Consider the following 13125-nt stretch of genomic DNA (forward strand, 5'->3'; position numbering starts at 1 on the left):
AGGGGAGCGGGGGAGTGGGGGAGAGGGGGAGTCAGGAGACGTTGAATAGTTTAAAGGAGAAAAATTAACGGTGGTTGCGGAATTATTACAAGGGATGAGTGTGTTTCTCGTGGGGATGATGGGCTGTGGGAAAAGTACGGTGGGAGAAACTTTAGCCCGGCAATGGGGCTATCGCTTTTTGGATACAGATAGCTTGATTGAACAAGTGGGTCACACTACTATTGCTGATATTTTTGCCCGTGAGGGGGAGGCGGCTTTTCGAGACTTGGAGAGTCAGGTGTTAGAACAAGTCTGTGCTTATACCCGATGTGCGATCGCAACTGGGGGAGGAATCGTCATCCGTCCCCGCAATTGGAGTTACCTACAAAACGGTTTAGTCATCTGGTTAGATGCCCCCGTTCCCTTATTAGTCCAACGCTTACAAGGAGATACCACTCGACCTTTATTAGACTCCGAAAACCTCTCAGCCCGTTTAGCCCAACTCCTAGAACAACGCCACAGTTTCTATAGTCAAGCCGACCTAAAAATCACCCTTGAACCGGAACAAACTCCTGAACAAATTGTGCAAGCTATCCGGGAGCAAATTCCCTCAGTTCTTAAAACAGTTCATAGTAAATCCTGACCCATCAACCTTGGAACAGCCAACAGCAGACCCTGCTCAATTCTCAACAATCACCGCCAGATGCAAAATCCCATCCCCTTGATTCACTAATGGGTTTTGGGTGAAACCAATCACCACCCCCCCCACCGTTGCCCGGACCCGCACACTTTTATCCCCAAAGGCATCAGAAATAGTACCCAGAACCTGTTTTTGGTCAACCCTTTCCCCTAACTTGACATCTAAACGTAAAATCCCACTCCTAGCCGCCCGTACCCATTTAGATTGACGGCATTCTAAAGGCTGAGGAGGGGGAGTCAGGGCAATGGGACTACACATTTCCAACACCGTCATCACCCGCATAATCCCTTCCACCCCAATCCGGATAGATTCAAGATCAAAACGCATAGCTTCCCCCGCCTCATAGAGCAAAATGGGGATACCGCGCTTACCGGCCGCTTCACGTAGGGAACCATCCCGTGTGGTGGAGTGCAGCATGACTGGGGCTCCAAAAGCTTTGGCGCAGCGATAGGTTTCGGGATCTTCCAGATTAGCCCGAATTTGGGGTAAATTGACCCGATGATCCGATGCCGTATGTAAATCAATGCCGTGGGTGCTACGAGTGACGATTTCCCGCATAAAAAGATGAGCTAAACGGGAGGTGAGGGACCCGTTAGCGGAACCGGGGAAACATCGGTTTAAATCCCTTCGGTCCGGGAGATAGCGGTTTTGTTCAATAAAGCCAAAGACATTGACCACGGGAACAGCAATGAGGGTTCCCCGTAGCTGTTGGGGTTGAATCCGTTGCACCACTTGACGAATAATTTCCACCCCGTTGATCTCATCTCCATGAATGGCCGCACTTAACCACAAAATGGCTCCCGGTTCCCGTCCGTGAATGATGGTGACGGGGAGGGAAATGGGGGTTTGTGTGGGGAGGTGCGCCACGGGAATATCCACCCGATAGCGTTTTTTCGGTTGGAATTGAAAGGCTTGGGGGTAGGGGAGGGGTGGCTTGGTCAAGTGTTGTCAGTTATCAATCGGAATTCTCAGAAACCCGGTTTCAGCGTTTGCTTCCTACAAAATGGGAAGATTCAGCGAGAAACCGGGTTGCTTGAGGATATGAACGAGGATTTACAATGTCCTAATTTAATGCCCTAACTTGCAGTATTTTGGGCGAGGACATTTTCTGTGAGTTTATCGGGAACCTCTTGTAGGTGGTCATACTCCCAATGGAAGAAACCCACCCCCAAGGTAAGCGATCGCAACTCAATAATAAAGTTCTGCATTTCCGCTTGAGGTAAGTGGGCTGTCACCTGATCCCAATTCTGCCAACCTTCTAAGCTTTCATAACCCAGAATCTGGCCCCGTCGTCCGGTGACTAACTGCAAAGCCTTGGAGGTAAACTCATTGGGAACCGACACTTTCACCAACAGAATCGGTTCTAACAACACCGGGTTACACTTGGGCATTCCTTCCGTCATGGCCACCCGTGCCGCTTGTTTAAAGGCTTGTTCAGAACTATCTACTGTGTGATAAGACCCATCACTTAAGTTCACCAACACATCCACCACCGGGAAACCGAGGGGGCCTTGTACCAAATATTCCCGCACCCCGGTTTCTACCCCCGGAATGTACTGTTTCGGCACCACACCGCCCACAATGGTATCGGTAAACTTGAAGCCTTCCCCACGACTGAGGGGGCTAATTTCTAAATGGACATCCCCAAAGGCACCATGACCACCGCTTTGGTGTTTATAGCGTCCGTGAGACTTAAAGCTACCCCGAATGGTTTCCTTATAGGGAATGCGGGGTAAATGGGTGGTCATGGGCAAGTTATACTTACGACGCAGACGGTCCAGAGACACTTTAATATGAATTTCCCCTTGGCCCCAGAGGATGATTTCCCGGGTGTCGCCGTGTTGTTCCCAATGTAGGGCGGGATCTTCTTCTAACAATTTACCCAGCGCAGAACTCAGTTTTACTTCATCTTTGCGATGTTCTGGGGTAATGGCCAACGCATAAACGGGTTCGAGTTTCTGGGCTTTGGGTAGGGGTTTGAGTTTATTAACATCCCCGGTGGTTAGGGTATCTCCGGTTAAGATGCCTTCCATTCGACTCAGGGCGACAATTTGCCCGGTATAGGCCTGGGTGACGGATTCTTGTTGTTGTCCCATCAGGCGATAAATCCCGCCCACACGCACACCATTTAAGGACATTCCATCATTCAATTCCCCTTGCCATATCCGCACGAGGGAGAGTTTGCCGCCTTGGGGAGTGTAGTAGGTTGTTAATACTTGGGCAATAACATCGCCGGGGGCTTCAGGTTTCAGGCCGCGACGTTCTGCGGTAATGCCGGGATGAGGCGCTTCTTCCACTAAGGCATCAAGGAGGGGGCGAACTCCATAATCTTGTTCTGCAATGCCCAAAAAGACGGGAACAACGAGATCGGCGCTTAAATCTTGTTTCAGGTCTTTGAGAATTTCTTCTTTGGGCGGATTAATTTCTTCTAGGAGTTCTTCGAGCAGATGATCATCAAAGTCGGCTAAGACTTCTAACATTTCCTCCCGGGCGGCTTTTTCTTCGTCTCGGAGATGCTCGGGTAAGGGGATTGGATCCGCCGGGCTGCCTGCATGGTATTGATAGGCTTGTTCGGTGACTAAATCAATGTAGCCGACTAATTCGGTATCTTGGCGAATGGGATATTGTTGGGGAACGAGGGGACGACTGGAAACGGCTTTGAGGGCGTGGAGAATCTCCATAAAGCTATCTTTGCAACGATCCAGTTTGTTAACAAAGACGAGATGGGGAATTTCCCAATCATCTAACATTTTGAACAGGGGGGCGAGGGTGAGGACTTTGGCGATATCAGCCTCACAGACTACAATGGCCGCCCCAGCCCCAACGAGGGCGTTGTAGGTTTCTTGGGCAAATTCTACGGAGCCTGGACAATCGAGGAAGGTAAAAGCGATGTCTTGATAGGTGCTACTGGCAACGGACACTTCTACAGTCATGGCGCGATCGCGGGCTTCTGGACTGCCATCTCCTACGGTGTTCCCGTCTTTGATGGTGCCTTTGCGCGTGATCGCGCCGGATACGGACAGCAGGCTTTCGAGTAAGGTGGTTTTACCGCTAGAGTAAGGCCCCACTAAGGCAACATTACGGCTGCGGTCTAGGATGGTTTGGTTCATATAATTACCCCCAAGCTTATGTTGAGTTAACCAACGGGCCAGTCAGAACCAGAGGGCAGTTAATCGGCGGCTCGTTTTCTGATGACCCACAACAAACTCGTGTTTTTCTATACTTCCTGAGCCTATCGCGATTTCTGATCTCTTGGCAGAAAATTGCAATTTCTTTTAAGGTCAATTGCCCCGAAATTTAAGTAAAATTGAATAATTTTAATGAGTAATAATTTTTATGACAAAAAGTAACAAGTTCCCGGTGAATTATTGCCGAAAGAAACGAAGTTTGTGGGTTTTGCAACATTTGTTCTTGAGTATTTGGACTTTAGGGGGGATGGGGCTGGTGTGGGGGGAGAGTCTCGCCCAGAGTTTGCCTGTGATGACTCCTACGACACCGAGGGCGCGGGAGTATTTCGAGCGGGGGGTGGGGTATATTCAACAGGGACGGTTACAGGAGGCGATCGCACAATTTCAACAAGCGTCCCAACTGGATCCCCAAATGGCAGCTGCCCACTACAATCTCGGGTTAGCCCTACGGCAACAGGGGCAGTTAGAACCGGCCATTCAAGCCTTTTCCCGCACTATTCAAGCGGATCCGAATTTTGCCCTAGCTTATAGTAATTTAGGGGCCGCCTTGTATGAGGCCCAGCGTTTAGGCCCGGCGGAGGGCTATCTGCGGCAAGCGTTAGGCTTAGATCCTCGTTTGGGGCCGGCTCATTATAATCTAGGTTTAGTGTTATTGCAGGGGGGAAATATTCGGGATGCGATCGCCCATTTCCAACAAGCAACCACCCTCAGCCCCAATGCACCCGAACCCCATTACTATCTCGGGGAAATTTATCTCCAACAAGGTCAACTCGAACCCGCTCAAGCCGCCTTTCAACAAGCCATCCGCCTCAGTCCCCGTTATCCCGAAGCCCACTACAATCTCGGGATTCTGCTCTACCAACAGGGCAACCTCAACGCCGCCCTAGAAGCCTTTCGTCAATCCTCCCAAGCCAATCCTAACTACGCCAACGCCTACTACGGTGCCGGCCTCGTTTTCCTCAGTCAAAGCCGCTTCAGCGAGGCTAGAGGGGTCTTAGAACACGCTCTGAGCTTGTATTCCCAACAAGGCAATGGGGAGTGGGTAGAAAGAACCCGCCATTTATTGCGCCAAGTCCCCTAAACCCATCATTTCCTTGGTGGATTGCGTTTAGCCGTGGGATTAGGACGGCGGGGAGTCCCCTTGGAAGCCCCCCCAGTGCTACCAGACGAAGGACGGGCGGGCGGGCGTTGGGGAGAGGCGGGACGTTTCGCCCCAGAGGGGGGACGTTGGGGTTTGCCCTGACTTCTGCCCCGGGTCGGTGGGGGTGGAGGTGCCGGGGCTAACTCGTCCTCAGCCCCACCAGCCCGACGATTGGGATTGGTGCGGAAACTCACGTTCACCCCTTCCCCAGACTGTTCTAACACTAACAGGGGCGTGGGTTTAGCTTTTTGATCCCAATCCATCCGCGCCACCCGTCCTTGAATGGTCGGTTGCCAATTATCATGATCCTCATTAGGACTGAGGAACTTTTCAATACAATCAATAATTTGGCTGATCGTCGTTGAGGTGGATTGAGTGGGTAATTTCGTTAACTTAATCTGAATTCTAAAGAGTACCCCTTGCACCCGTTTTCCGTGGGCTTCGGTTTCGTAGGTGACATCAAAAGTTTCGTCAACTTGTCGCCCTGTGGCCGCAATCCCGACTTGATGATTCGCCGTATTGGGGCGTAGTGCTACAGAAATCAAATCTTTGACCCGAATTTTAACCTGATTCACAATGGCATAGTGAAATACTTCCTCATCCATCCGCAAGCGTAAATAATCTAAGTTAAACTCCCGCGAGTGAACTAAGTCGGGGTTAGTTTCCATTTTTTGGATGGTTTTGAGTGCCAATTTCAGCCGTTTTTGTAGGTCTTTGGTGCGATATTCCTCAAACTTAATGGCCTTGTTCAGTTTATCAATCTGTAACTTGCCGTAGACCACTAGACCAATTACAGCAATCAGTAATAAACCACTGGTGGCCATAAAGGCGGTGGTCATTAAATCAAACGATTCCTCACCATTGGCGGCAGGTTCTGGGGGGGCTTGAGCAATGATGGGTTGAACGGAGGGATATTGAAAAAACATCATATTTTCACCAATGAAACTGACAAGGGAATGGCCAACAAGACCCACAATCGATGATCTACGGTTATGTGAACTACCAGCCCCACAAGGGGATGGGCAATTCCCGACAATCTTGTTAAAACCATCATTGACTTGGGCTAGAACCTTACCTGCTGTCACCCAGGGCTAGACCGTTCCCCGCAATAACCCATATTGTAGGTGGCACAAATCTGAGAGGAATCGTTCTGGGTTCGGAAAAACTCAGTTTGCGGCTGTACTCCGACCATTGACAAGCAAATTGCCTTTTGTTGACTAGAACAGCCCTCTTTGCACCCTGTGAGATGCCTTGGCTCAATGGGGTCCTTGCTTTCATTGTAACAATTCTCTGTCTGAAGTCATGGCATCGGGCCGGGTCTGGGTCTAGTTTACCCCCAACGGGCGCGATGGCCTCGGGCATCAATATGACAGAGGTTGGGATAGTGACCATAGCGGCCTAATCCTCCGGGCCACCAAGGATCGAGGGACCAATAGATTTGATTCCCGGAGAGTCCCTCACAGACAAAATCAATGGCATCCCCGACGATGTGACGGCTTTGGCTGGCTCCGCCGACGGCGCGGTTAATATGGGGGGGACGATACCAACTGGTGATGATTAAGGGGCGACCAAGGCGATCGCGTGCTTGTTGAGCGAGGGTGGCAATCCTTACAATTGCGTCCACGGTGGCCTGATTGGGGGGCATCCGGGTTCCCCCTCGGGTGGCTTCGGTCCAGGTAAAGTTCCCGTTGGGGAGAATGGAGGCCGAAAGCTGGATATTGCTGGTAGTCCACCGGGCGGGACGACTGGGGACTACAATGGTGACGGGTTTGGGTGGGGGGGCGGCTTCTTTGCGCTGTTGTTGAATCCGTTGTAGGTCTTGGCTGAGGGACTCAATGGCTTGATTGTAGGTGCTTAAACCCCGCCACAGTTGCACCATGCGAATGAGAGCCTCCCGTTGTTGGTTTTTTTCCTGGTAGGCGCTGGGAACCCGTCGCACAAAGTTGAGTAGTTCGTGATCCAGTTGCATGGCGACTTGTCGCAAGGTTTGGGGATCGTTGCCTGTGGAGGCGAGGAGGGCAGGGTTAATGCCGAGGGTGGCCACGGCGGTTTGTCTTGAGTCGAGATTGCGCCAGAGTCGGAAGCCTTCGGTGAGGGCGTTCCGTTGTTGACCTTGGCCTTGGTAAAACTCGGGGATGCGCTCGACAAAGGCAATCAGGGCCGGATCGAGGTGTTTGAGTCCGCTGTCGGGGGAGGTGTCTTTGTCGAGGGAGGCAATGGCTTCTTCTCGCGATCGCAACTGTCGCCAGTATTGGGTTAAACGCAGCAGGGCTTCCCGTTGGTGGGGATAGCCTTCATAATGGGGGGAGACACGCTGCATAAATTGTTTCAGCAACAAGTCCAACTCGGCGGGAGGGACTGAGGCTAGGGTAGCGCTGGGGTTGTTGACAAGGGATTGCACTGTTGCATCTACAGAGTCCTGTTTCCGCCAAATGCGCACCGCTTCGAGTAGGGCATCCCGTTGATGGGGTAAACCGATAAAATATTGACTTAAACGCTCCACTAAACTCAGGAGTTCCCGATCCAGTTCTACCAGATTATGAGCCGCTTGGGTGCCTTCATAATCCCGTTCGGTGTCGCTTTTGTAGGCTTGGAGTAATTCGGCGCGATCGCATTTTTCTAAGCGGCCTTGTACGGGTTTCCCCGGAGATCCCCCAAATCCATCGGCCAACAACTCGACAAAACTATTACTATAGCGTCCCAGTTCCGTATTCCATAAATCGCTGCCTTTCCATCCTTGATCGGCCAGATGATCGGTAAAACTCCGCACTAAATTGGCCGCATATTGAACCTGTTCAGGAAAGGTATCCACATGGGATTCCATCACCGATCCGGCAGCTACCACCCCTAATCCGGTCTCCCCATCCTTCAGGGAGGGTTTCCGGTGTGCATAGTGCAGGGCGGCTAAAATCGGTTTATGCACCCCCGTCCGTTCCGCTTCTAGCAGATAGTAATAGTTTCGTTGGTCTGGTGTTAATTGTGACATAACGCCTACAGGACTTGCTGATTTCGATGAAATTCACCCATCCTCCTGATTTTAGGGTGAATTGTCAGTAACTCCGCAAAATTTAACAAAAACCGACTGGGGAGAGCTTGGCCTATCTTTCAATCTCTATGGCAATTAATAATTATTAATTATCAATTCTCAATTCCCAATTGTTCCCTGCCGAATCTCACTCCTGAATCACAGTGGGAGCAGATCCTCGGCGCTGCTGGCGGCGTTCTTGCAACGATACCACTTCCGCCTCGTTGCTCTCCCGGGCTACCCGCACCAATAACCCCGCTAAGACTAAACTGGTAATGACCGAACTCCCGCCATAACTGAACATGGGCAGAGGTAAACCTGTTGTGGGTAAAACTCCTGTCGCCACGCCAATATTAATCAAAGACTGACCGACTAAAAAGATCATGACTCCCATTGCCACTAATTGCTGGACGGGCTGACGGCATTTCGTGGCAACAATCAGGGCGAGGGTGCCATAAATGGCCAATAATCCCAATAACGTCGCACTGCCCACAAAGCCGAATTCTTCGGCATAGACGGAGAAAATAAAGTCGGTGTATTGAATGGGTAAATAAAATAATTTTTGTTGGGATAAGCCAAACCCAGCCCCCCAACTTCCCCCGGAACCGACGGCCAGTAAACTTTGAATGAGTTGGTAGCCATCCCCCATCGGGTCTTGCCAAGGGTCGAGGAAGGACATCACCCGGCGTTTTTGGTAGGATTGGGTGGAAATGCTGATTGTCCCCAGAATAATCCCCGTGAGGGCGGTTCCCCCCAGTTGCAAGAGGGGCAGTCCGGCCGCTAGGGCAATCAGCCATAAACTCATACCACACAGGGCGGCGGTGCTAAGGTTAGGTTGGAGCAAAATGGCCCCGATGAGCAGCGCAAAGATAGACAGCCAACCGAAGCGAGTCGCCCAGGGGAGTTTGACCCAGTTGCTGAAGACTTTGGCGCTTTCGAGGACGAGGAAGGGTTTAATCAGTTCCGAGGGTTGTAGGGGGATGGAGGCAATGACGACCCAGCGACTGGCTCCATTAACGGTCATGCCAACTCCCGGAATCAGGGTGACGAAGATTAAACCGAGGAAGAGAAAGAACAGCCAGTGGGAATATTTGAGGATGATCCGCAAAGGCGATCGCACCAAACCATTAAAGCCAATCAAACCAATGACCGCCCACAGGACTTGGCGTTTAAAATAATACAGTCCATCCCCCATCTCTGCATCGGCAACGGGGTAGGAGGCCGAGAATAAAATCACCAGTCCAATAAATAACCAGATAAAAGTCAACCAGCGCAAGAGACGGGCTTCAATAGCCCAGTCTATTACTTCGGGGTCAAAAAAGGGGAATAAATAGCGCAGTGTAGCTAACAAGGGCATGGCTCATAATTTCTCTGGTCAGGATCATAGCACCAAAATCAACGGATACATGGTCAAGGGGGGGTGGGGCATCGAATTCATTGACGAGCCTTGAAAATTAACGTCGCCACTGACTCCGGATGATTGCCCCCCCTAAGACCAAAACACCCATCACAACTACCGTGATTAAGGGGAAATTGTCACTGTGACGCAGCGCGATCGCCACCAAGGCCCAGATCACCACCCCCGGAAAGATGGCATCGCGATAATGAAGGGCGATCGCTCCCCCCAACACCGTCGCTATGCCGATCATGATGCAAGTCCAGGCCGTCGCCCCTAAACCCAACTCCGTCCAGCCAGAACTGTATAGTGCCGTTGCCCCATTGACAATTGTTGCCACGGCAATCCAACCCAGATAAAGGCTCAGAGGGCGATCCACACACCACCGCTCCTGTCTCGTCTGGCTAGGCTGTTTACGGCGTTGTCCATAGCTCCAAATCAGCGCGGTTAAAATTACCCCCATTGCTCCCATAGATGCCCAAAACCAGCGAGCGAGGAAGAGAAAAACCCAAAGAATTTGGGCGAGGGAACTGATGATGATCCCATAGCGCACGGGATTTAAAGGGTTGCGATCGCCTGCTCCCGGCAACAGTTGATAAACCCCAAAGGCGATTAAACCCAGATAAATCAAACCCCAAATAATAAAGGCATAGTTAGCGGGGGTAATCATCACCCCGGCAAAGGTGGTATTGGCAATAACCCCAATCGATTGCCCTCCGATGGGATTAATATTTGACCAAACATTGATCCCAAAAGCGGCAACAATGCTAAGGAAGGTCAGCAGGGGGGTGATCGTCCCGCTCTTAGGGGTGAAAGGGTTTCTCTCTGGGGTTTGCATCTTGTATTGAGATTGACAGTCTCCGTTCTAAAGGATCGGAGATTCTTGGGTCAGTGACACACATTACTCTGCGCGAACGGGAGTCGGGAGTCGGGAACAATTATCTATTCCCTTGTTGAGTCTAGCGTTGGGCTTATTCAGCAGACCCTAAGTATTGCCGCCAAGATAGATAGGGTCTGCTGAATATCTCTCTAAGCAATGTTAATAGGGCTTTCGGGCATTTTAACAAAATGTTGCGGAATTCCCCTTCCTCGCTTGCAGGGAGGGGATGAATAGCAACCAATAAACAAACTGAGCGATCGCGAATCCTCGGATGAGCAGGTACAATGTTATCGGCGGTTTATGGCAAGACTGCCCGTTGCCGTGAGGACTTTCTACAAAATGCGGTAAATTAAAAGAACACGGGGAATAAATTCCCCTGAGTCGTTTTTCCTCTCAGGTCTAAAGACACTGAGTTTCCAAACTTCCACCCTTTCCTTATGAAAACGCCACCATCAATATCCTAAAGAGGTTTTTTGATGAACACTCCAACATTGACTAAGGCTACTGAATTGTCTCAACTGAATACCGAGCAAGTGCGATGGATTCAGTCTCGTCTAGAAATCGGGGGGTATTTACCAACAGGACAAGTGGATGGAATAGCCGGACCGTTAACCCATAAGGCGTTAGCGGCGTTTAAGGAGGATTTATGGTTGGAGTTTCCTTCTCTAGTCGGTCCTAGTACAATCCAAGCACTGTCGGAACTCTCGCCACGACATTCGGTTTCGGAACAACCTCAAGCACTTAAGCAGCAAGTCCTCACCTATGCCGGCCAGCTAGAGGGGAAAAGTGTGGTTTTACCCAAGGTGGGTAAAATTTATGAGCATCAATATATTGTTCCTGATGTGCCTTTGACTTGGGGTGAGATGACGAAAGGGTTAGATCCTCGTCGGATTCCTAACTCGGTGGAAATTGTGGAGGATCTCCAGCGATTAGCGATTGTTTTTGGCAGAGTCCGCAGTCGCTTCGGTTCCCCTATTGCCATTACTTCGGGTTATCGTCCGGCGGCGCTGAGGATTGGGGTTCCCAATTCCCAGCATATTTTTGGTCGGGCGATGGATATTTATCCTATCAATGGCGATTTTCGCCGTTTGTTGGAATTGATTAAGGTGGAATCGGCGGTCAAGGGGATTGGTTTGGGGCAACGACGGGGATTTCTACATATGGATATCCGCCCGGGCGATCGCGTGATCTTTCCCTATTAGTTTTGACAAAGCACACAAGCTTAACTTGTCAAAGTTGGCCTAAACCTAAAAGCGGCGAGAAATCAATCTCTCGTCGCTTTCTGTAAGGATGGGTTGACTACTCAAAATTAAGCTACTCAAAATTAAGCTACTCAAAGGGGGGGAATGGAGCCGAGCAGAGTCGAACTGCTGTCCAAACTGGGTATTTACTTTTCGCTCATTCACAGGTTTAGCCTTTCTAATCCTCAAGGCGGGAATCGTTAATTGTCCCTAACGATGGGATTCTCTAATGAAGTCTTAGCTAGTCAAGCCACTAGAGAAACTCGACTAGAGCATCCGTTGGGGTTTATCTATAATCCTTAACGGAGTCGAATTATAGATGCTCGAACCTTAGTTTAGGTTTAGATTAAGCAGCTACAGGAGCAGCTTTACGAGCGAAAGGAACGATGTTGTTCGCATTTACTATTTTTTTTGAACCTTTGATTAACGAGAGGAGGCTCACTCTCGACCTGCATCACGGGTCAGCTTTCGCCAGCCTGTCGAAACCGTTACGGCCCCGCGTTGTTCGTTCCCTTATTGTAACGATTAATTCGGGCAGTGACAAGGTTAAAGCTGTAACGACCCACACCAAACCGATCGGGTATAGTGTGGGGCTTCTCGGTTTCTGGCTAAAATTGTTCACAGAGGGTTTAGGGGGAATCGTCCTCGCGGGTAAAGTAGCCTTGAGTGCCGGAGGAGGTTTCTGCCCAGAGTCTAAACCGTTGTCCGCAAAAGGTACAGTACAGGTGCTGGTTAAGACTGGGGGGTTGAGGTGTTGCCTGTCCTGTCCAAGGAAAGGGGGTTTTCTGGCGGGATGCGTCTTGATCGATGGCTAATACGCCGGATGCGATCGCCTCTCGAATCCCTCGGAGGGTTTGGCTTAATTGTTCGGGGGAGGTGATTTCGGGGACAATCTTAAGGGGTCTACAATGTTCGCAAGTCATACACCAAGGGGGATAAAGGAGGATTAAGGAAGGGGGTGGGTATCCATTAGGATGGATTGTCTTCCTGACGGTGATGTACTTCTATGACGGTGTGGACATTGCCTCGGGGAGAAAAATCGCCTTTGATGGAGACTTCAAGGGGATTACAAGCGGCCACAAAGTCATCAAGGATTTGATTGATCACTTCTTCATGGGAAATGTAGCGATCGCGATAACTGTTGATATACAGTTTCAAGGCCTTCAACTCGACCACCGATTGATCCGGCGAATAAGTAATATGAATGGTGGCGAAGTCAGGATAGCCGGAAAAGGGGCATTTACAGGTAAACTCGGGTAAGGCAACATGAATGTCATATTTCCGACCGATGCGAGGATTGGGGAAGGTAATGAGTTCCCCTTCTAAAATGGCACGTTCGCCATATTTCACTTCAGGATGATTTGTCATGGTCTTGGGCGTTTCTTACAAAAAGGCTGAGATTGACATACTCCCCGACCTAAAGGTGCGGGGATTCTGGGGTCAAACAGCGATTGCGGGCATTGCCCGTCTAACATCGTCTAACCCAACAGTTGATGCCCCAACTGCTTGAATATTCTTAGCGGCGTTTTCATCTCGCCCGTTCACAGATTGGCAGGACGGACAACGCCATTCTCG

12 protein-coding genes and 1 other RNA gene are annotated in these 13125 nt (G+C 50.4%); 3 read left to right on the forward strand and 10 right to left on the reverse strand.

The window, feature by feature from the left end; all coding sequences use genetic code 11:
- The first annotated feature begins 70 nt into the window (after nt 1-70).
- Nucleotides 71-622 (forward strand): shikimate kinase, encoded by a 552-nt coding sequence (locus K4A83_RS19015; RefSeq protein WP_265266253.1) that lies wholly within the window; start codon nt 71-73, stop codon nt 620-622.
- Between the two features lie 36 nt (nt 623-658).
- On the opposite strand, the gene K4A83_RS19020 is transcribed toward K4A83_RS19015, so the two are convergent.
- A complete protein-coding gene (locus tag K4A83_RS19020) occupies nt 659-1621 on the reverse strand; it encodes a succinylglutamate desuccinylase/aspartoacylase family protein (protein WP_265266254.1) in 963 nt (320 codons plus the stop codon).
- A gap of 134 nt (nt 1622-1755) precedes the next feature.
- Nucleotides 1756-3789: an elongation factor G gene (locus K4A83_RS19025; RefSeq protein ID WP_265266255.1), complete on the reverse strand. Its 2034-nt coding sequence runs from the start codon at nt 3787-3789 to the stop codon at nt 1756-1758.
- A 226-nt stretch (nt 3790-4015) separates the two neighbouring features.
- Here K4A83_RS19025 and K4A83_RS19030 point away from each other — a divergent pair, with 226 nt between their 5' ends.
- Nucleotides 4016-4948 (forward strand): tetratricopeptide repeat protein, encoded by a 933-nt coding sequence (locus K4A83_RS19030; RefSeq protein WP_265266256.1) that lies wholly within the window; start codon nt 4016-4018, stop codon nt 4946-4948.
- Between the two features lie 5 nt (nt 4949-4953).
- On the opposite strand, the gene K4A83_RS19035 is transcribed toward K4A83_RS19030, so the two are convergent.
- The 4 genes from K4A83_RS19035 to K4A83_RS19050 form a co-directional block, all read right to left on the reverse strand.
- Nucleotides 4954-5934 carry a hypothetical protein gene (locus K4A83_RS19035; RefSeq protein WP_407810147.1) on the reverse strand — a complete coding sequence of 327 codons (981 nt, stop codon included), beginning with the start codon at nt 5932-5934 and terminating at the stop codon, nt 4954-4956.
- Between the two features lie 404 nt (nt 5935-6338).
- On the reverse strand, nt 6339-7994 hold the full coding sequence (locus K4A83_RS19040) for a D-Ala-D-Ala carboxypeptidase family metallohydrolase (protein WP_265266258.1): 1656 nt from the start codon (nt 7992-7994) through the stop codon (nt 6339-6341).
- Nucleotides 7995-8181: 187 nt separating this feature from the next.
- Nucleotides 8182-9390: an FtsW/RodA/SpoVE family cell cycle protein gene (locus K4A83_RS19045; protein ID WP_265266259.1), complete on the reverse strand. Its 1209-nt coding sequence runs from the start codon at nt 9388-9390 to the stop codon at nt 8182-8184.
- 97 nt (nt 9391-9487) lie between these two features.
- A complete protein-coding gene (locus K4A83_RS19050; RefSeq protein ID WP_265266260.1) occupies nt 9488-10267 on the reverse strand; it encodes a hypothetical protein in 780 nt (259 codons plus the stop codon).
- Nucleotides 10268-10785: 518 nt separating this feature from the next.
- Here K4A83_RS19050 and K4A83_RS19055 point away from each other — a divergent pair.
- Nucleotides 10786-11511 carry a D-Ala-D-Ala carboxypeptidase family metallohydrolase gene (locus K4A83_RS19055; RefSeq protein ID WP_265266261.1) on the forward strand — a complete coding sequence of 242 codons (726 nt, stop codon included), beginning with the start codon at nt 10786-10788 and terminating at the stop codon, nt 11509-11511.
- Between the two features lie 142 nt (nt 11512-11653).
- Here the strand turns inward: K4A83_RS19055 and ssrA are convergent.
- From ssrA to K4A83_RS23575, 4 genes are all read right to left on the reverse strand, one after another.
- Nucleotides 11654-12048: a transfer-messenger RNA gene (ssrA, locus tag K4A83_RS19060) on the reverse strand.
- A 131-nt stretch (nt 12049-12179) separates the two neighbouring features.
- Nucleotides 12180-12473: a hypothetical protein gene (locus K4A83_RS19065; RefSeq protein ID WP_265266263.1), complete on the reverse strand. Its 294-nt coding sequence runs from the start codon at nt 12471-12473 to the stop codon at nt 12180-12182.
- A 46-nt stretch (nt 12474-12519) separates the two neighbouring features.
- Nucleotides 12520-12918: a preQ(1) synthase gene (gene queF / locus K4A83_RS19070; protein ID WP_265266264.1), complete on the reverse strand. Its 399-nt coding sequence runs from the start codon at nt 12916-12918 to the stop codon at nt 12520-12522.
- A 72-nt stretch (nt 12919-12990) separates the two neighbouring features.
- Nucleotides 12991-13125, reverse strand: a 135-nt coding sequence (locus K4A83_RS23575; RefSeq protein ID WP_456154568.1) for a zinc ribbon domain-containing protein, incomplete at its 5' end; no start/stop codon positions are given.

Source organism: Spirulina subsalsa FACHB-351, assembly GCF_026130165.1.
In the GTDB taxonomy this organism is placed as follows: Bacteria; Cyanobacteriota; Cyanobacteriia; order Cyanobacteriales; family Spirulinaceae; genus Spirulina_A; species Spirulina_A subsalsa_A.

Coding starts and splice junctions, on each gene's coding strand:
- K4A83_RS19025 (WP_265266255.1), bottom strand. CDS start 3,789: ATGAACCAAACCATCCTAGACCGCAGCCGTAATGTTGCCTTAGTGGGG.
- K4A83_RS19030 (WP_265266256.1), top strand. CDS start 4,016: ATGACAAAAAGTAACAAGTTCCCGGTGAATTATTGCCGAAAGAAACGA.
- K4A83_RS19035 (WP_407810147.1), bottom strand. CDS start 5,934: ATGTTTTTTCAATATCCCTCCGTTCAACCCATCATTGCTCAAGCCCCC.
- K4A83_RS19040 (WP_265266258.1), bottom strand. CDS start 7,994: ATGTCACAATTAACACCAGACCAACGAAACTATTACTATCTGCTAGAA.
- K4A83_RS19045 (WP_265266259.1), bottom strand. CDS start 9,390: ATGCCCTTGTTAGCTACACTGCGCTATTTATTCCCCTTTTTTGACCCC.
- K4A83_RS19050 (WP_265266260.1), bottom strand. CDS start 10,267: ATGCAAACCCCAGAGAGAAACCCTTTCACCCCTAAGAGCGGGACGATC.
- K4A83_RS19055 (WP_265266261.1), top strand. CDS start 10,786: ATGAACACTCCAACATTGACTAAGGCTACTGAATTGTCTCAACTGAAT.
- K4A83_RS19065 (WP_265266263.1), bottom strand. CDS start 12,473: ATGACTTGCGAACATTGTAGACCCCTTAAGATTGTCCCCGAAATCACC.
- queF (WP_265266264.1), bottom strand. CDS start 12,918: ATGACAAATCATCCTGAAGTGAAATATGGCGAACGTGCCATTTTAGAA.